The following is a 17508-nucleotide window of genomic DNA, read 5'->3' as shown; positions in this document are numbered from 1 at the left end:
CCGCGGTGCCCGCCAGCCGCTGCACCACCTCGGTGGCCGCAAAGCGCAGCACGCTGCGCACCTCGGGGTCGTCGTGCAGGGTGTCGACCGCCGCGGCGTCCCAGCCCGCGGACTCCATCGCCTCGACCAGCGCCCGGGCCCGGGTCTCGATCTCGTCGACGGCGGTGGTCTCGGCGCCCTCCTTCAAACCCAGCGCCGCGCGCAGACCGGGCACGGCGTGGTCCTGGCCGCCCCACACCTGGGCGGCCCGCAGGATCGCCAGGACCAGGTTGACGCGCGCCTCTCCCTCGGGTGCGCCGCCCAGGACGTGCAGGCCGTCGCGGATCTGGGCGTCCTTGATCTCGCACAGCCACCCGTCGACGTGCAGCAGGAAGTCGTCGAACTCCTCGTCGTCGGGGCGGTCTTCCAGGCCCAGGTCGCGGTGCATTTCCGCGGCACGCATCAGGTTCCAGATCTCGCCGCGGATCGCCGGCAGCTTGGCCGGGTCCATCGACGCGATGTTGCCGTACTCGTCGAGCAGCTGTTCGAGCCGGGCGATGTCGCCGTAGCTCTCGGCGCGCGCCATCGGGGGGATCAGATGGTCGACGATCGTGGCGTGGGCGCGGCGCTTGGCCTGCGCACCCTCGCCCGGGTCGTTGACCAGGAACGGGTAGATCAGCGGCAGCGCGCCGATGGTCGCGTCGGTGGCGCACGCCGCCGACAGCGCGGCGTTCTTGCCCGGCAGCCACTCCATCGACCCGTGCTTGCCCAGGTGCACGACGGCGTGGGCGCCGAAGCCGTGTTCCAGCCAGCGGTAGGCCGCCAGGTAGTGGTGGCTCGGCGGCAGGTCGGGATCGTGGTAGATGGCCACCGGGTTCTCGCCGAAGCCGCGCGGCGGCTGGATCATCAGCACGAGGTTGCCCGACCGCAGCGCGGCGAGCACGAGTTCGCCGGCGTCGTTGACGAACAGCCGGCCGGGCGCCGCGCCCCACGCCTCGGTCATCGCCTCCCGCAGGCTCGCGGGCAGGTCGGCGGTCCAGGCCGCGTACTGCTCGGCGGTGACCGTCACGTGCGCGTCGGTGAGCTGCGCGCTGGTCAGCCACTCCTCGTCCTGCCCGCCCGCCTCGATCAGCGTGTGGATCAACCGGTCACCGGCCTCGGTTTCGTCCTCCATGTGGAGGACACCGAACCCGTCGCCGATGTCGTAGCCCTCGGCCTGCAGGCGGCGCAGCAGCCGCACCGCCGAGGCCGGGGTGTCCAGGCCGACCGCGTTGCCGACGCGCGAGTGCTTGGTCGGGTAGGCCGAGAGCACCAGGGCCAGCTTCTTCTCGGCGTTGGGCAGCCGGCGCAGTCGGGCGTGCTTGACCGCGATCGCGGCCACCCGCGCGCAACGTTCCCGGTCCGCGACGTAGTGCGGCAGGCCGTCGCTGTCGATCTCCTTGAACGAGAACGGTGCGGTGATGATGCGGCCGTCGAACTCAGGGATCGCGATCTGGGTGGCCGAGTCCAGCGGCGTCACGCCGTCGTCGCTGGCCTCCCACTCCTGCCGGGACGAGGTCAGGCACAGCCCCTGCAGCGTCGGAATGTCAAGGGCGGCAATCCGTTCGATGTCCCATGAGCCGTCGTCGCCGCCGGCGCTGACGGTACCGGGCTTCGAACCGCCGGCGGCCAGCACGCTGACCACCAGCGCATCGAGGGTGCCCAGCGCGTCGAAGAGTTCCTGCGGCGCGCTGCGCAGCGACGACGCGAAGATCGGCACGCCGACCGCCTCCCCGGTCGCGTCGACGGCGTCGGCGAGCGCGTGCGCGAACCCGGCATTGCCACTGACCTCGTGGGCGCGGTAGTACAGGATCCCGACCCGGACCCGATCGGTGCCGTCGGCCGGTTCGCCGCGCTCGGCGTAGCCCCACTCCGGGATGGTGGTGGGCTCCTCGAACCCCTCGCCGGTCAGCAGGACCGTGTCGCACAGGAATGCGTGCAACTGGGCGAGGTTGGCCGGTCCGCCTTCGGCGAGGTAGGCGTGCGCCTGGGCGGCCAGCCCGATCGGCACGGTCGAGCACTCCATCAACTCGGCGCTGGGTTGGCGTTCCCCGCCGAGCACCACCAGCGGAAGCCCGGTGCCGCGCAGCACGGCCAGTTCCGGCTCGATCTCCGCCGACGAACCGAGCACCCGCAGCACGACGACGTCCACGCCGTCGAGGAGCGGTTCGAGTTCCTGGCGGACCGGGTTGCCGAGCCGGTACGCGGCGCCGCTGGCGCGCGCGGACAGCAGGTCGGTGTCGGAGGTGGACAGCAGCGCGATGCGACGCGTCTGGGCCGCAGTGGTCATGCATGGCTCCTACTCGGGGTTCTCGCCCCTCGTCTTCGGATGTCCCGTGACCAGTATCTGGCTTCAGGTCACCCGTCATTCCGGTCAGGCAACCTACACAGTGGCGGAACCGCCCCGGATTCCCACCGGGTTCCTTCGCCACGGGACGAACGTCCTCATCCTAGGGCATCGGTGCGCAGGTCCAGTCGGAGCAGTCGGTCGTCGCCCTCCCGCGGCGGGGTGCCGCCCCAGGTGGCTTCGTCGGTGTTCGAGGTGAGCAGCCACAGCGACCCGTCGGGGGCGGCTTCGACGGTGCGGAGGCGGCCCCACCGGCCTTCGAAGTGCGCGACCGGCGGCCCGGTCACGCGACCGTTGTGCACCGGGATCTGCCACAGGCGCTGTCCCCGCAGGCCGGCCATCCACAGGGATCCGTCGGCGTAGGCGATGCCCGAGGGTGACGCGTCGTCGGGACGGAAGACGGCGATGGGCCGCTCGCCGGCGTCGCCCTGGTGCCCTTCCGACAGCGGCCAGCCGTAGTTCGCGCCGGGTTTGAGGACGTTGACCTCATCCCAGGTGCGATGACCGAATTCGGAGGCGTAGACCGTGCCGTCCGGGCCGAAGGCGATGCCCTGCACGTTGCGGTGCCCCATCGAGAACACCGGTGTGCCGGCCGGGTTGCCGGCCGGCACGGAGCCGTCGGGCCGGATGCGGAGCACCTTGCCGTTGAGCGACGACGGGTCCTGGGCGAGGGTGCCGTCGAACGCGTCGCCGGTACCGATCCACAGGTTTCCGTCCGGATCGAATGCCAGCCGCCCGCCGTGGTGGCGGTTGTCGGTGGTGATGCCGTCGACCAGGGTGCGCTCGACCGTGAACGAGCGGACGTCGTCGTCGATGCGCAGCGCGACGACCCGGTTGCCCGGCTGGCCGGATACATACGCGAACACCGTTCGGTCCGTGGGGAACTGCGGGGACACCGCGAGGCCGAGCAGTCCACCTTCGGCGGTGTCGGAGACGCCGTCGACCCGGCCGAGGAGCGTGACGGTGCCGTCGGGCAGCACGCGGTGGATCTCGCCGGTGTCGCGGCTGGAGATCAGCGCGGAGGCGTCGGGCAGAAAGCTCAGCCCCCAGGGCATGCGCAGGTCACGGGCGAGCTCGGTGACCACGCCCGGTTCGGTGGGCGATCCGCCCGGTTGCGCGGCCATCGGAGCAGCGCATGCCGTCACGATCACCGAAACAACCAGTGCGACAACGCGATTGGTGATCCTTTTCATCGCTCCCCCGCTCAGACGATGCCGCCGTTGGCGAACACCGTCTGGCCGTTCACCCAGCCGCCCCCGCTGCCGCAGAGCAACGCGATGGCGTCGGCGATGTCGGTCGGCTCGCCGAGTCGTCCGTGCGGCGTGCGTTCGACGAAGCCGGCGATCTGCTCGGGTGTCTTGCCGTCGGTGAACAGTGGGGTGTTCACGACACCGGGGGCCATGGCGTTGACCGAGATCCGGCGGTCCCCGAGTTCCTTGGCCAGGATGGAGGCGAACATGTCCTGCGTCATCTTGGTCGCGGCGTAGGGCCCGTAGGTGGGGCTGCGCAACTGGGTGATGCTCGACGAGAGCGTGACGATGCGTCCGCCGTCGCGGACGCGTCGCGCGGCCTCCCGCAGCGTATTGAAGCTGCCTTTGGCGTTGACCGCGAACATCCGGTCGAAGTCGTCGTCGGTCATCGCGGCGAACGGCGCCAACCGCATGACGCCGGCGTTGGCGACCACGACGTCCGGGCGTCCGAACGCGCGTTCATGTTCGTCGAACAACCGCCGCACCGCCGCGGGGTCGCTGACGTCGGCCTGCACCCACACGGCGCGGCCGCCGGCGGACTCGATCTCGCGCACGACGTCGGCGGCGAGGTCGCGCCGGACGACGCAGTTGACGGTCAGCGCGTATCCGTCGCGGGCCAGCCGGCGGGCGGTCGCCGCACCGATGCCGCGCGACGAACCGGTCACCAGGGCGGACATCGAGTTGGCCGGGCTGCCGCCTTGCGCCGCGGCGAAGCCTGCGACACCGGCGGCGCCGGCGGACACCGCTGCGGCCGCGGCGAGCATCGAACGGCGGGTCATCACCGGGTGTCGTACGGGGTCGTGGTCGGAGTTCTCGGACATGACGTCGTTCCCATCTGTTATCGCCAGTACTAAAACAGTGATACCACCGCTACGTTGTCATTGCCAACATTTGTCTGTTATCAATGTTCTATGTCTGCTGCGGATGACGTCGGGGCACGCGAGCGCATCGTCCGTGCGGCGGCCGAACTTCTGGACGCGAAGGGCCGCGAGGCGGTGACCACCCGGGCGGTGTGCGCCGCGGCGAAAGTCCAGTCACCGACCATCTACCGGCATTTCGGGGACATGCGCGGCCTGCTCGACGCGGCCGCCAGCCACGGCTTCGCGGCCTATCTGGCGAACAAGAAGACGCGCCCGCCCGCAGAGGATTCCGTCGACGACCTACGGCGGGGCTGGGATTTGAGCGTGGAGTTCGGCCTGGCCCATCCGGCCGTCTACACCGTTCTCTACGGCGATCCGCGACCGCACGCCCGCCCGGCCGCGGTCGCGCAGGCCGACGAGGTCCTGCGCGGCATCGTGGCGCGGATCGCCGAGGCGGGCCGGCTGCGGATCGGTGTGGAACGGGCGGCCCAGATGATGCACTCCGCGTGCCGGGGCGTGGTGTTGACGCTGATCTCGATGCCGCCGGAGGACCGCGATGCAGGGCTGTCGGCCGCCACGCGCGAGGCGTTCATCTCGGTCATCACCACCGACGCGGCCACCGGTGCCGACAACGCGGACGGGGCCGGCCCGCGCGCGATCGCGCTCAAGGCGTCGCTGCGGGACACCGCGGTCCTCACCGAGGCCGAGGCCGGACTGCTCAACGAGTGGCTCGACCGGCTCGCGGCGACGCCGTGATTCCCGAGCGCCCTGCTCCTAGCCCTTCACCGCGCCCATCGCCAGGCCGCGGACGATGTACTTGTAGAGCAGGAACACCAGGATGCAGATCGGGGCCAGCGCGATGGTGCCCATCGCCGCGAGCTCGCCGAACTGCACACCGGCCGGTGTGATGGCCCGTGAGATGACCACCGGCAGCGTCTCGGCGTTGCGTCCGCCGAGGATCAGGGCGAACGCGAACTCGTTCCACGCGAAGATGAACACCAGGATCGACGTGGCGATGATGCTGGGTCGCATCAGCGGGAGGATCACGGCGAAAAACACCCGCAACGGCCCGTATCCGTCGGCGTACCCGGCACTTTCGAGGTCGCGGGGGATCTCCCGGACGAAGATGGTGAGCACCCAGACATAGAACGACAGGTTGAACGTCAGGTACGCGATGACCAGACCGGTGTGCGTCTCAAGCAGGCCGAAGTCCTTGTAGATGAGGAAGAACGGGATGATCAGCGCCGCCGGCGGGGCCATCCGGCCGGCCAGCACGAACATCATGATGTCGTCGCGGCCCTTGAGCTCGAGCCGTGCCAGCGCGTAGGCGGCCGGGGTCCCGATCAGGATGATCAGCAGCGTGCTCGTCCCGCTGATGATGATCGAGTTGACCAGCGCGTTGATGATCGCGCCGTCAGCCAGCACCTTGGCGTAGTGATCCCAGACCGGGGCGAAGAGGAACTCGGGAGGCTGAGCGAAGGTGCTCTCATTGGTACGCAGACCGATGGACAGCGTCCACAGCACCGGGAAGATGAACAGCAGCGTGATCGCGGCCAGCACGACGGTCCTGCCCACCCGCCTTCTGGTCGAGTCATGGTCCATATCAGAACAACCTCAGGGTCTTGGTGAACAATCGGTAGGTCCACGACGCCAGTACGAAGAACAGCAGGAACACGATCACCGCGGCGGCTGCCGCGAGCCCTACCTCGTAGTAATCGAAGACACCCTTGTAGAGGAAGATGCTGACCGTCTGCGTCGCGTCGTTGGGCCCGCCGCCGGTGAGCATGTAGATCGTGTCGAAGATCTTGAACGTGTCGATCACCCGGATCAGCAGCAGCACCGCGACGATCGGCAGGATGCCGGGAAGGGTGATGTAGCGCAGCACATGCCAGCGTGGCGCGCCGTCGACCGCCGCCGCGCGGTACGGCCCCTGCGGCAACGCCTGCAGGCCGGCGAACACGGCGAGGGTGACGAACGGCGTCCACTGCCAGATGTCGATGAGAATGATGGCTCCGACCGCGCTCCAGCCCTGACTGAAGATCGACGTACCCGGCAGCAGATCGAACCGTTCGATCACCTCATAGGTGAAGATCCCCCACGACGGGGCGAGCATGATCTTCCAGACGATCCCCGCCACCGCGGGCGCGATCACCGACGGGATGAGCAGCGCCGGTGACAGCACCCGCCCGGCGAACACCCCGCGGCTGAACATCAACGCGAACGTCACCCCCAGGATCAGCTGCAGCGGCACCGCGATCATCACGATCACCGTCGTCCCCAGCATGCTGGTCCAGAACTCGCCGTCGGTGAGCAACGCCTGGTAGTTGGCCAGCCCGGCGAAGCCCTCGACCCGCGTGAACTGCGTCTCCTGCAGGCTGAGATAGATGGTGTACAGGAACGGGACGAGCCCGACCAGGATCAACGCGATCATCATCGGCGCGATGAGCAGGTAGGGAAACGGCCGGCCTTCGAGCCGCTCGAGTAGCCCATTCCCGCGCGGTTCGAGTACGGGCAGGGGCAGTGTCGCGTTCGCCATCGACGTGCGCCTAGCTGACGCCGCCGACCAGGCAGCTGCCGCCGCAGATCGACTCCATTTCAGACTGCAAGTCCGCCAACGCATCCTGGGGCGCACTGTCGCCGGTACCGACTCGCTGCTGCATCCGCGCCACCGCATCGAAGATCTCATAGAGCTGCGGCGCGTTGTTCGGCCAGGCCCTGCCGAACTCGAACGTCTCGGACACCGCGGTGTACAGGTTCTGGCGGGGACCCGATGTCACCGCGGCGGACTCGAAGCTGTCGGCCCGGACAGGCATGGCGACACCGGTCTCCATCCACTTGTCCTGTGTCGACTTCGAGGCGATCCACTGCAGGAAAAGGAAGGTGGCTTCTTTGTTCTGCGACGCCTTGCTGATCATCAGCATGCCCGGTTGCACGCTCGTCACGTGGGTGGAACCGTTGCCCGGAGTGGGCGCGTACACAATCTGACCGGCGAACGGTGACGCACCTTCCTTGTCCACGTTGAACGCGAAGTCGCTGTAGATGAACCCCGACGCGGCCCGCCCGTTGCCCATCATCACCGGCATGTCGATCAGCCCGAGTTCGGCTTGACCGGCGGGGCCGAAATCCCACAGGTCGCCGTAGAACTGCATGGCTTCGACGTTCTCGGGCCGATCGGCGGCCGGACTGCCGTCCTCGGCGAAGATTCCGCCACCGAACTGGTTGAGGAAGACCATCTCCACGATGTCGGCGACTCCACCACCTTGTGCCCCTTCTGTGACGAATCCGGGAAAGTCGCCGTCGAGCACCCGCCCCGCCAGCGTTTCACCGCGGGACCGGGTGAAGAACTCGGCGTAATCCCGCAACTCCTGCAGGGTGGTGGGTGGGGCGAGTTCACGGCCGTAGCGCGCCTGGAATGCCTGGCGTTCCTCCGGATGCTCCATCAGATCCTCACGGCCCCACCAGACGACGTTGTAGTTCCAGTTCGGGAAGGCCAGGCGCTGACCATCGAACATCGTGGCCTGGTCGGCCAGCGGCTGGACCATGTCGTCGAACGACACCGACGGGTCGTGCAGTGATTCGTTGTCCAGGTACGGATCGAGGAATTCGACCGCGTCGGCTGACACGACCCGGCCGGCCTGCTGCACGTGCACCATCACCGCGTCGTAGGCGCTGCGGCCCGACAGCATGTCCGACTCCCCTTTGCGGATGACGTCGGTGTGCCCTTCGAGCTCGTAGGTCACGGTGATCCCGGTTTCCGCCTCGAACTCCGGGATCATCGTGGCCAGCGAGGGCTGCAGGTCGGTCAGCTCGTCGAGCACCCGGATCTCGGTGCCCGCGAATGGTTTCGCGGCTTCGGCCAGCGTCCAGTTCTCGGCGTTGACGTCGGGGTTGACCTCGATCTCACCGCCGTCGTCCGACGCTTGGCCGCACGCGGAGACCAGCGACATTGCGACCAACAGCGCCATCACCGCGGGCGGGACCCTGGTGAGGAACTTGCTACGTGTCATCGATCAGCTCTCTTTCTCATGTCAGATTCTCTGCGCCTCTCGGACCGGGCCGGTGAAGACCCGCTCGCGGGCCGACGAGAAGATGTGCACCTGGGCCTGTGCCCAGCCCACGCGGATGATCTCCCCGACCCGGGGAAGATCGCGGCGCCGGGTCACGATCTTCACGTGGTGAGAGCCGATCCGGACGACGACGACGCTGTCCCTGCTTCCGAACTCCGTTCCGAGGACTTCGCCTCGGGCACTGTCGAACTCGCCACCGCCGATCGTCAGGGTCGTCGGCCTGACGCCGACCGTCACGGGTTCGCCGCGGTCGACGGGCGCGGCGCCGGCGAGGTCCAGCGGTGGGACGCCGTCGACCTGGATCGCGCCGTCGGGATCGACGTGCCCCTGCAGGATGTTCATCACCGGGTCTCCGAGTAGCCGAGCCACGTCGACGGTCGCGGGCGCGGCGAACAGCTCGCGGGGAGTGCCGGTCTGCGCGACCCGGCCCTGTACCAGCGCGACCATCCGGTCGGCCACCGCCATCGCCTCGGTGCCGTCGGGTGTGGCCCACAGGGAAGGTACGGACAGGCCAGCGAGGTGACGCCGCAGCTCGCCACGTAACCGGTTGCGCAGCTTCGCATCCAAATGGGCGATCGGTTCGTCGAGCAGGTAGGCGGCCGGTTCACGCACCAGGGCGCGCGCCAGCGCCACCCGCTGGCGCTGACCGCCCGACAGCGCCACCGGGTGACGATCGAGCAGGTGATCGATCTCCAGCAGGCCGGCAAATCGTCTGACCCGGCTGTCTATGTCGGCGGAACTGTAGTGGTTGCGCAGCCGGGGGGCGCGCAGCGGGAACGCGATGTTGTCGCTGACCGTCAGATGCGGATAGAGCACGTACGACTCGAACACCAAGGCCGTGTCGCGCCGCCACGGTGGGGCAGTGGTCACGTCCCTGCCGGCGAGTTCGATCCGTCCGGCGTCCGGCCGTTCGGTGCCGGCGATGAGCTTGAGGGTCGTCGTCTTGCCCGCGCCCGACGATCCCACCACCGACACGATCTCCCCGGGCTGCGCGACCAGCGACACCGCGTCCAGGACGGTCCTGCCGTCGAAGCGTTTCGACACACCCTGGAGCGCAAGCCCGCTCATCCTGCCACCAACTGCGGCTCGGGGGCGGATGTGCCACAGGCCAGCAGGTTCCGCTCGGTGTGCGCGTCGAACAGCGACACCCGCGCCGGGTCGACGACGATTCCGCTGCGGTCGCCCGGCTCGAACCGGTGGTTCGCGTCGGCGAGGACCACCAGCCACGGTTCGTCGCCGGCCGGGCGGGACAGGGTCACCGACTGGAAGTCGCCGACCCATTCGGAGTACCGCACGGTGCCGACGGCGTGCGCCGACTGGGGCCCGTCGACGATCGCGAGGTGCTCCGGGCGGATGCCGGCGATCACCTCGTGCCGTCCCCGTTCGACACCGGCTGTCTGCAGCGACTGCGACACCTCGTCGCTCACCTCGAACGCCAGATCCTGTGAGACGAACCGTGACCCGGACGCGTCGACCACCAGATCCCCGGGCAGGAAGTTCATCGGCGGCTCGCCGATGAAGCCGGCGACGAACGTGTCGACGGGCTGGTCGTAGATGACGTGCGGCGGTGCGCACTGCCTCAGTTCGCCGTGGTGCATGACGGCGATCCGGTCGGCCATCGCCATCGCCTCCGACTGATCGTGGGTCACCAGCACCGCGGTGAGCCCGAGCTGTTGCTGCAGCACTCTGATCTCGGTCCGGAGTCTGCCCTTCAGTCCCACGTCCAGGTGGGACAGCGGCTCGTCCATGATGAGCAGCGCGGGCTGGCGCACGAGTGCCCGCGCGATCGAGACCCGTTGCTGCTGACCGCCACTGAGATCGTGCACGGCGGTGTCGGCGACATCGAGAAGCTCTGTCTTCTCGAGCATGTCGGTGACCTTCTGGTGCAGTTCGGCCCGCGGCGTGTTCCGGACCCGGAGCGGGAAGGCGACGTTGTCGTAGACGTTCATGCGCGGATACAGCGCGTAGTCCTCGAAGACCATCGCGATGTTGCGCTGCTCGGGTGGGAGCCGGTTGACCACCCGCCCGTGAATCCGCACTTCGCCGTCGGTGATGGCCTCGAGTCCGGCGATCATCTTGCACGTCGTGGTTTTGCCGCACCCCGACGGCCCGACCAGAGCCAGCAGCTCACCCTCCGCGATCGCCAGGCTGACGCCGTCGACGGCGACCACGTCGCCCTTGTAACGCTTGGAGACTCGATGCAGCGCTAACGGTGGTGGGTCGGCGTTCATCGGTACCTCGGTTCTGTGGTGACCGTTGGGTTGTGTTTCGGGTTCTGGTCGTCACTGACCAAGCGCGGTCGCGGCGTCGTCGAACGCTGCGGCCTGTGCGGCGATTCTGCTGATCTCAGTGGGGCGCTTGAGCAGACCGCGGATGGCGATGGTGGCGACCTGCTCGCCGACTCTGACCGCCTCCTCGGCGCGGTCGCCGTGATCGGTGTGCAGCCGAGTGCGCTTCTGCGCGCCTTCGTCGAAGTTCAGTAGCAGGCCGGCGGTTTCATGTTTGTCGCAGTCGATGAATTTACCTTCGGCGATCGCGGCGCCGATCAGATCGACGACCCACTGTTTGAGCCGTTCGTAGTCTGCCCAGAACTGGTGGAACTCCGTGCGCTGGTCATGGGCGATGCGCTGGATCTCGTTGAAGTCGACCGGCGACATCGCCAGCTGGATGGTGTCGAAGCGGAGCAGGCGGTAGAGCTTCAGCGCGGGTGATCCCGATCCCGCGCCGACGTCGGCGATGAACTTCAGCGGTGCCCGGTTGACCAGCAGGGTTTCCTGTAGCAGTTGTTCCTTGTTGCGGAACCAGTAGTACAACGACGACTGCTGGAAACCCGCGGCGCGGGCGATGTCGCTCATCGTGGTCTGCGCATAACCCCGCTCGGAGAACAACGTCGTCGCGGCGTTGACGATGCTGGCCCGCGGTGGAGCACCGGGCTCGGGCGACGACCCGGGAGTCGGCACAGACCGGATTCTCCGGTTCGGTTGCATACCGTCACCTCACCGGGAGGTCATCGGGACGGGCGGGTTCGACGACGCGGCGGGTCAATGTAACGTCACCCCCGCGTTCACGCAGAACGACTGTCCGGTCACGTTGCGGGCGGCCGGGCTGGCCAGCCAGGCCACCATCTCGCCGACGTCTTCGGGCGTGCACAGCACACCCGTGAGGGTCTCGGCTGTCACCTCGTTGCGGATCTGATCCACCGACTTGCCGGTGATGGCCGATTCCGAGTCCCATTTGGAGGTGACCATATCGGTCTCGATGATGCCTGGGCAGACGGTGTTGACGGTGATGCCCTTGGCGCCGAGCTCGAGCGCCGCCACCTGACCGAGACCGATCTGGGCGAACTTGCTGGGTGCGTACGCGCCGTAGAAGGGCCACGCCCGGATACCGGCCTCGGAGGAGATGTTGATGATGCGGCCACCGCTGGGCATCACCTCCGCGGCGCGCTGGATCCCGTAAAACGTTCCGAGCACGTTGATCTCGAAGCAGCGCCGGAGCTGGTCGCCCGTCAGTTCCTGCAGGGATCCGGCTTCCATGTACCCGGCGTTGTTCACCCAGCAGTCCAACGTGCCGAACTCGCTCAAGGCGGCCCGCGCGAGTTCGTCGGAGGTGTTCGGATCGGAGACGTCCCCCCGAACCAGCACGGTGCCCATCGAGGTCTGGTTGGCGATGTCGGCGGCGGTCTGCTTGGCCGCCGACTCGTCGGACGTCCATCCGATCACCACGTTGTATCCGTTATGGGCGAGGACCCTGCTGATCCCCGCGCCGATACCCCGTCCGCCGCCGGTGACCACCGCGACGGGCGCCCCGGCGCTCACCAGAACCTCAGATAGCGGTCGGTCTCCCAGGCGGAGACGTGCGCGGTGTACGAGTTCCACTCGGTGCGTTTCTCACCGACATAGGACTCGTACATGGCGTCGCCGAAAACCTGGCGCACCAACGGGTCGGCCTCCAGGGCGTCGATCGCCTCGCCGAGGGACCGGGGCAGCCAGCCGATGCCCCGGGCGGCCAGCTCGGCCTCCGACACGGCGTAGAGGTTGTCCCGGTTGGGTTCCCCGGGATCCAGCCCTTCCCTGATTCCTTCCAGCCCGGCGGCCAGCATCAGGGCCGCGCCCAGATACGGGTTGCTGGCGCTGTCGGCGGCGCGGCATTCCACCCGCCCGCCGCCCTTGGGGATTCGCAGCATGTTGGTCCGGTTGTTGTCCCCGTAGCAGGCGAAGACAGGCGCCCACGTCAGGCCGGACATACTTCCCTGCTTGACCAGTCGTTTGTAACTGTTGACGGTGGGTGCGATCACGCCGCAGATCGCCGACGCGTGCCGCAACACCCCGGCGATGAAGTGGTAGCCCAGCGAGGACAGCCCGCACCTGCGCGGGTCGTCCGGTGCCGCGAACAGATTCAACCCGTCGGGGTCGGCCAGCGACATGTTGTAGTGCGCCCCACTTCCGGTACGGTCACCGAACGGCTTGGGCATCCACGACGCGAAAAGGCCGTGCTTGCGCGTGATTTCACCCACCATCATGCGGAAGAACACCAGCCGGTCGGACATGGACACGGCGTCGGTGTAGGCGAAGTCGGTCTCGAACTGTCCGTTGCCGTCCTCGTGATCGAACGAGTAGACGTCCCAGCCGAGTTCGTTCATCGCCGAGACGATCTCGTCGATCACCGCGTAGTTGTGCAGCAGTCCCCGCAGGTCGTAGCACGGCTTGTCGAGGTCGTCGTCGGGGCTGGCCGGCGTCGGGACACCGCCGTCCTCCTGGCGCAGGATGAAGAATTCCGTCTCGATACCGAGGTTGAAGGTGAATCCCGATGCCGCGGCGTCGGCGGTCACCCGCTTGAGGATCTGACGGCTGCACGCCTCGAACGGGGTGTCACCGATCCACAGGTCCCCGGGAAACCAGGCGATCTCCCGGTTGAACGGGGCGACGATGACCCCGTCGAGGTCGGGATGAGCGGCCACCTCGTCGTCGTTGACGTCCTGCGGGACGCCGTCGAGTGCGGCGCCGGTGAACATCTCCGACCCGCGCACGGCCTGATCGAGGTGGTCCAGCGGAACCATCTTGGCCTTCGACTTGCCGTGCATGTCGACGAAGCTGATCGCCGCATACTTGACGCCCGAGGCCCGCAATCGCTCTGCCAGTTCCCGTGCGTCGGTGCGATGCACCTCGCCGTTGTACGTCGTCGTCATCATCGCAGTCTCAGCCGGCCGACGCGAGATCTGGTCTCATAGAGGCGATTCCGAGTTCACGTCCGAGATAGCGGTAGAATTCCCACAACGGCCGCTCCAGATGCGACAACCGGCCGGTGCCGGTGACGCCGGAACGGATCGCCTTCTGCACCGCCGCGCAGACGTCGAGGTCCTCGCGATGGATGTCGCAGATGGATTTGACGAGCTGGTTGCGTCGCTCCTCGAGTTCAGGTGTCGCCAGCGCGGCCGGGGACATCGCGATGTCGAGATGGATCTCAACCTTGCCCGCGCCGACGGGCATGGTCTTGAGCCAGTACATGAAGCCGGGCCCCAGCGAGATCTGCAGCAGCGGGTACGCGATGAAGATCAGCAGCTTGTGGCTGTGCTCCGGGCTCAGAGTAGTGGCACCGGGGGCCAGGAACGGTGGCTCGGCCGGATATCCCGGGGCCTGTTGCGACCACATGGTGGTGAAGTACTGGCCGACGTCACCGGTGTAGCTCAGTCTGGCGGGGAATTCGTCCTCCAGCGTTCCACGGTGGGGTCCCATGTGGTGGTAGCACTCCATGAAGTTGTCCACCATGATCTTCCAGTCCCAGTCGCATACCCCCCAGTCGGTGTGCTCGACGATCTGGTAGTTCTCGAAGTCGTAGGGGTCGACCAGCGGGGACAGCCCGGCCAGCTGCTCGGCCACGGGTGCGGCCTTGCCGTCGAAATTGACGAACACGAAGCCCTTCCATACTTCATGGCGAAACTGATTGAGTCCCCAGTCATTTCGATCGAATCCCGGGCTGTGCTTCATCTCCGGCGCACCGGCGAGATGGCCGTCGAGACCGAACGACCACAAGTGGTAGGGGCACTGCAGGACGTTGGCCTCACCGGAGCCGCTGCAGATTTCCATCCACCGGTGGGTGCAGTTGCGCGACAGCACCCGGATGTCGTTTTTGCGGTCACGGGTGACGACCAGGGGGGTGCCGAGGATGTCGATGCTGTAGTAGCTGCCCGGGTTGGCGATCTCCTCGACCCGGCACAGCGGTATCCACCCGCGTTTGAAGATCTTGTCCACTTCTTCGGCGTAGAGTTCGTCGCTGCCGTAGGCCTCCGGCGGCAGTGTGACGGCGTGAGCGGGTGAATCGACCCCACAGCTGGCAGCAAGTTTCGAGTAGTCGAAGCTCATATCTGTATTCCCTTGGGTGGATTGGGCTTTGAAGTGATGAGCGTGTGCGTGCTCGGAGATGAGAGGAAGCCACCGGCATTGTGACGAGGCAAAAGTTACGGACTGCCTGTTGCGTGCCGATTTCGCAGGAGTAAATGAGCTATTGACAGTTGTAACGGGAGATGGCGAGCATCAAGGATTCTGACCGGCCCGTCTGCGGAGCCTCTCGATACCTTATCGACTGGATTCGCGTGCCGTATCCGGGGTACGACACTGGAGAGAACCGATTCGGCTGACCACGGAAGCAGGTGTAACGATGATCCCGAAGACCATGTCGGCGGTGTTGCTGACCGGCCACGGCAGCCTCGACCGCCTGGAGTACCGGGAGGACGTCCCGGTCCCGCGACCGAGCGCCGGAGAGGTGCTCATCGAGGTGGCCGCCGCGGGTGTGAACAACACCGATGTCAACACCCGCATCGGCTGGTACTCGAAGACGGTGACCAGCGAGACGGGCGCCGGCGGCGAACGCGGCTACGCCGCGGTCGACGACGCCGACTCGAGCTGGGCCGGCTCGGCTTTGGAGTTCCCCCGCATCCAGGGCGCCGACGTCTGCGGACGCATCGTCGCCGTCGGCGAGGACGTGTCGCCTGAGCGGATCGGAGAGCGCGTCATCGTGCACACCCATGCTTCGCAGTTACGTGGACTACCGCCCGTTCGAGTGCTGGACCCTGGGCAGTGAATGCGACGGTGGCTTCGCACAGTTCGTGGTCGCCCCGGCACGGGAGACAGACGCCGTCCACTGCGACTGGACCGACACCGAACTGGCCGCCGTCCCGTGCTCCTACTCGACCGCCGAGAACATGCTCCACCGGGCGTCGGTCGGTTCCGAGCGCGTCCTGGTGACGGGTGCGTCCGGCGGGGTGGGTCTCGCGGCGGTCCAGCTCGCCAAGCGGCGTGGCGCGACGGTGATCGCGGTCTGCTCGGCATCGAAAGCCGACGCGGTCCGCGCCCACGGGGCCGACGAGATCGTCGAGCGGGGAGCCGATCTCGTCGAGGCACTCGGCGCGCAGTCCGTGGACGTGGTCGTCGATCTCGTCGTCGGACCTCAGTGGCCGCAGTTGCTCGACGTGCTGCGTCGGGGCGGCAGGTATGCCGTCGCCGGCGCCATCGCAGGGCCGATCTCCGAGATCGACCTTCGCACCGTGTATCTGAACGATCTCACCTTGTTCGGGTGCGCATTCCAGGAAGACGAGGTGTTCGCCAACCTTGTCGAGTACATCCATGCCGGCGAGTTCCGGCCGACCGTCTCGGCCACGTATCCCCTGTCCGACATCCGCATCGCACAACAGGACTTCCTCGCCAAGAAGTTCATCGGCAAGCTGGTCCTGATCCCACCGCCCGTCGGCACCTGAACGCCGAGCTCAGACCGTGATCCGCATCTCGGCACCCGGATGCGTGCCGAGCGTGACCGAGATCGTGCCGCCACCCGTTGCGAACGTGGTGTTCGCGTAGCCGATGAAACCGTAATGCCCGTCGATCGTGGACACCGCGGTGATGTCGCCGCTGCCGGAGGCGCCGGTGTCCAGATTGGCCCAGGCTGCGGACACCGTCAGCGCACAGGAACCGTCGTAGACGCCGGCGTCGTAGTGGATCGCCACCCGGACACCGTTCTCGACGCGCCCGTCGACCTGTACAGGTGTCATCTGGGCCTCGGCCCTGACGCTTCCGGCACATCCCGGGGACGCCGCCACCGGAACCGGGTCGAGCTGAGCGAACGTCTCGGCGTGCACCGGCGCGATGTTCACCCAGGCCGCCGTCAACGCCACAGCGATGGCGCCGGCGGCACGGAACCACGGTCATACCCGGATATCGGCGACCGGGCGGCCCGCGTTAGCGGCGATGGGAGTCTTCGACGATGGCCGAAGCCGACTCGTCGATGATCGCGCGCATCGCCCGTTCGGCCTGCTCCGCCTCACCCATCCTGATCGCGCGCGCGACTTCGTCGTGCAACGCGATCGCTGCGATGTTGGGCTTCTCCGGCATCATGCGGTGATGGGTCCGGCCGGTCAGCACCTCGGCGACCACACCGTTCAACGCGCGGAACATCTCGTTACCGCTGGCTTCCAGCAGGGTTCGGTGGAACGCCCTGTCCGCCACCAGATAAGCGTCCAGGTCACCGGTCCGCCCGTGCACCACCATGTCGGACACCGCACTCGCCATCATCCGGCACTGATGCGGGCTCGCACGCCGCGCCGCCAGTGCCGCCGCGGCCGGCTCGAACCCCATTCGTAGCTCCGAGAGGGAGACCAGTTGCGCGGTGCGGTCACCGGCCTCCAGCCGCCACCGGATCACCTCCGGGTCGAAGACGTTCCACCGCTCCGCGGGCTGGACGGTGATGCCGACCCGCCGGCGGGATTCGACCATGCCCATGGATTCCAGTACGCGGACCGCCTCGCGCGCGACGCTTCGGGACACGCCGTGCTCCGCGCTGACCGCCTCGAGCGTGAGAACCCGCCCGGGCGGGTACCGCCCCGACACGATGCCTGTGCCCAACGCAGTCACCAGACTGCCGTGGAGGGCGCCAGCATTCGGCCGATCGAGCATCGATTGATGATGCCAGAGACG

The 17508-nt window shown here is 67.5% G+C and carries 17 protein-coding genes and 1 riboswitch; of the genes, 3 read left to right on the top strand and 14 right to left on the bottom strand.

Features of this window, described 5'->3' with window-relative positions:
- The 3 genes from ASJ79_RS19260 to ASJ79_RS19250 form a co-directional block, all read right to left on the bottom strand.
- Positions 1–2308, bottom strand: a 2308-nt coding sequence (locus ASJ79_RS19260; protein ID WP_197420281.1) for a cobaltochelatase subunit CobN, incomplete at its 3' end; no start/stop codon positions are given.
- 53 nt (positions 2309–2361) lie between these two features.
- A riboswitch (cobalamin riboswitch) is annotated at positions 2362–2442 on the bottom strand.
- A 21-nt stretch (positions 2443–2463) separates the two neighbouring features.
- Positions 2464–3489 (bottom strand): sorbosone dehydrogenase family protein, encoded by a 1026-nt coding sequence (locus ASJ79_RS19255; RefSeq protein ID WP_231750935.1) that lies wholly within the window; start codon positions 3487–3489, stop codon positions 2464–2466.
- Between the two features lie 80 nt (positions 3490–3569).
- Positions 3570–4436, bottom strand: a complete 867-nt coding sequence (locus tag ASJ79_RS19250; protein WP_067958589.1) for an SDR family oxidoreductase — start codon at positions 4434–4436, stop codon at positions 3570–3572.
- Positions 4437–4526: 90 nt separating this feature from the next.
- On the opposite strand from ASJ79_RS19250, the gene ASJ79_RS19245 reads away from it, so the two are divergent.
- Positions 4527–5231 carry a TetR/AcrR family transcriptional regulator gene (locus ASJ79_RS19245; protein ID WP_067958587.1) on the top strand — a complete coding sequence of 235 codons (705 nt, stop codon included), beginning with the start codon at positions 4527–4529 and terminating at the stop codon, positions 5229–5231.
- An 18-nt stretch (positions 5232–5249) separates the two neighbouring features.
- On the opposite strand, the gene ASJ79_RS19240 is transcribed toward ASJ79_RS19245, so the two are convergent.
- The 9 genes from ASJ79_RS19240 to ASJ79_RS19200 all read right to left on the bottom strand — a co-directional run bounded on the left by ASJ79_RS19240 (position 5250) and on the right by ASJ79_RS19200 (position 14904).
- A complete protein-coding gene (locus tag ASJ79_RS19240; RefSeq protein WP_067958584.1) occupies positions 5250–6077 on the bottom strand; it encodes a carbohydrate ABC transporter permease in 828 nt (275 codons plus the stop codon).
- A gap of 1 nt (position 6078) precedes the next feature.
- Positions 6079–7011, bottom strand: coding sequence for a carbohydrate ABC transporter permease (locus ASJ79_RS19235; protein WP_197420280.1), 933 nt, complete (start codon positions 7009–7011; stop codon positions 6079–6081).
- Positions 7012–7021: 10 nt separating this feature from the next.
- Positions 7022–8482, bottom strand: coding sequence for an ABC transporter substrate-binding protein (locus ASJ79_RS19230; protein WP_067958582.1), 1461 nt, complete (start codon positions 8480–8482; stop codon positions 7022–7024).
- Positions 8483–8503: 21 nt separating this feature from the next.
- Positions 8504–9610, bottom strand: a complete 1107-nt coding sequence (locus tag ASJ79_RS19225) for an ABC transporter ATP-binding protein (protein ID WP_082753936.1) — start codon at positions 9608–9610, stop codon at positions 8504–8506.
- The gene (locus tag ASJ79_RS19220; RefSeq protein WP_082753935.1) at positions 9607–10773 is read right to left on the bottom strand and encodes an ABC transporter ATP-binding protein; all 1167 of its coding nucleotides are present in this window, start codon (positions 10771–10773) and stop codon (positions 9607–9609) included. The genes ASJ79_RS19225 and ASJ79_RS19220 overlap by 4 nt, the downstream gene beginning before the upstream one ends.
- A 51-nt stretch (positions 10774–10824) precedes the next feature.
- A complete protein-coding gene (locus ASJ79_RS19215; protein ID WP_231750934.1) occupies positions 10825–11502 on the bottom strand; it encodes a TetR/AcrR family transcriptional regulator in 678 nt (225 codons plus the stop codon).
- An 81-nt stretch (positions 11503–11583) separates the two neighbouring features.
- Positions 11584–12360 carry an SDR family NAD(P)-dependent oxidoreductase gene (locus ASJ79_RS19210; RefSeq protein ID WP_067958572.1) on the bottom strand — a complete coding sequence of 259 codons (777 nt, stop codon included), beginning with the start codon at positions 12358–12360 and terminating at the stop codon, positions 11584–11586.
- The gene (gene glnT, locus ASJ79_RS19205) at positions 12357–13730 is read right to left on the bottom strand and encodes a type III glutamate--ammonia ligase (RefSeq protein ID WP_067958600.1); all 1374 of its coding nucleotides are present in this window, start codon (positions 13728–13730) and stop codon (positions 12357–12359) included. The genes ASJ79_RS19210 and glnT overlap by 4 nt, the downstream gene beginning before the upstream one ends.
- 10 nt (positions 13731–13740) lie before the next feature.
- Positions 13741–14904, bottom strand: coding sequence for an aromatic ring-hydroxylating dioxygenase subunit alpha (locus ASJ79_RS19200; RefSeq protein ID WP_067958569.1), 1164 nt, complete (start codon positions 14902–14904; stop codon positions 13741–13743).
- 295 nt (positions 14905–15199) lie between these two features.
- Here ASJ79_RS19200 and ASJ79_RS34145 point away from each other — a divergent pair, with 295 nt between their 5' ends.
- Positions 15200–15622 carry an alcohol dehydrogenase catalytic domain-containing protein gene (locus ASJ79_RS34145; protein WP_231750933.1) on the top strand — a complete coding sequence of 141 codons (423 nt, stop codon included), beginning with the start codon at positions 15200–15202 and terminating at the stop codon, positions 15620–15622.
- Positions 15567–16295 (top strand): zinc-binding dehydrogenase, encoded by a 729-nt coding sequence (locus tag ASJ79_RS19195; RefSeq protein ID WP_231750932.1) that lies wholly within the window; start codon positions 15567–15569, stop codon positions 16293–16295. The genes ASJ79_RS34145 and ASJ79_RS19195 overlap by 56 nt, the downstream gene beginning before the upstream one ends.
- Before the next feature lie 9 nt (positions 16296–16304).
- Here the strand turns inward: ASJ79_RS19195 and ASJ79_RS19190 are convergent, their stop codons facing one another.
- Both ASJ79_RS19190 and ASJ79_RS19185 read right to left on the bottom strand, forming a co-directional pair.
- Positions 16305–16688, bottom strand: coding sequence for a hypothetical protein (locus tag ASJ79_RS19190; protein WP_231750931.1), 384 nt, complete (start codon positions 16686–16688; stop codon positions 16305–16307).
- 85 nt (positions 16689–16773) lie between these two features.
- On the bottom strand, positions 16774–17487 hold the full coding sequence (locus ASJ79_RS19185; protein WP_067958560.1) for a FadR/GntR family transcriptional regulator: 714 nt from the start codon (positions 17485–17487) through the stop codon (positions 16774–16776).
- Positions 17488–17508: the final 21 nt, after the last annotated feature.

The organism is Mycobacterium sp. NAZ190054, assembly GCF_001545925.1.
Lineage (GTDB): Bacteria > Actinomycetota > Actinomycetes > Mycobacteriales > Mycobacteriaceae > Mycobacterium.
This window is presented reverse-complemented; position numbering and strand designations above follow the sequence as displayed.

What these genes read in the sequence shown, in the direction of transcription:
- ASJ79_RS19255 (WP_231750935.1), bottom strand. Translation starts at nt 3,489, where the DNA reads ATGGCCGCGCAACCGGGCGGATCGCCCACCGAACCGGGCGTGGTCACC.
- ASJ79_RS19250 (WP_067958589.1), bottom strand. Translation starts at nt 4,436, where the DNA reads ATGTCCGAGAACTCCGACCACGACCCCGTACGACACCCGGTGATGACC.
- ASJ79_RS19245 (WP_067958587.1), top strand. Translation starts at nt 4,527, where the DNA reads ATGTCTGCTGCGGATGACGTCGGGGCACGCGAGCGCATCGTCCGTGCG.
- ASJ79_RS19240 (WP_067958584.1), bottom strand. Translation starts at nt 6,077, where the DNA reads ATGGACCATGACTCGACCAGAAGGCGGGTGGGCAGGACCGTCGTGCTG.
- ASJ79_RS19235 (WP_197420280.1), bottom strand. Translation starts at nt 7,011, where the DNA reads ATGGCGAACGCGACACTGCCCCTGCCCGTACTCGAACCGCGCGGGAAT.
- ASJ79_RS19230 (WP_067958582.1), bottom strand. Translation starts at nt 8,482, where the DNA reads ATGACACGTAGCAAGTTCCTCACCAGGGTCCCGCCCGCGGTGATGGCG.
- ASJ79_RS19225 (WP_082753936.1), bottom strand. Translation starts at nt 9,610, where the DNA reads ATGAGCGGGCTTGCGCTCCAGGGTGTGTCGAAACGCTTCGACGGCAGG.
- ASJ79_RS19220 (WP_082753935.1), bottom strand. Translation starts at nt 10,773, where the DNA reads ATGAACGCCGACCCACCACCGTTAGCGCTGCATCGAGTCTCCAAGCGT.
- glnT (WP_067958600.1), bottom strand. Translation starts at nt 13,730, where the DNA reads ATGACGACGACGTACAACGGCGAGGTGCATCGCACCGACGCACGGGAA.
- ASJ79_RS19200 (WP_067958569.1), bottom strand. Translation starts at nt 14,904, where the DNA reads ATGAGCTTCGACTACTCGAAACTTGCTGCCAGCTGTGGGGTCGATTCA.
- ASJ79_RS34145 (WP_231750933.1), top strand. Translation starts at nt 15,200, where the DNA reads ATGATCCCGAAGACCATGTCGGCGGTGTTGCTGACCGGCCACGGCAGC.
- ASJ79_RS19195 (WP_231750932.1), top strand. Translation starts at nt 15,567, where the DNA reads ATGCTTCGCAGTTACGTGGACTACCGCCCGTTCGAGTGCTGGACCCTG.
- ASJ79_RS19185 (WP_067958560.1), bottom strand. Translation starts at nt 17,487, where the DNA reads ATGCTCGATCGGCCGAATGCTGGCGCCCTCCACGGCAGTCTGGTGACT.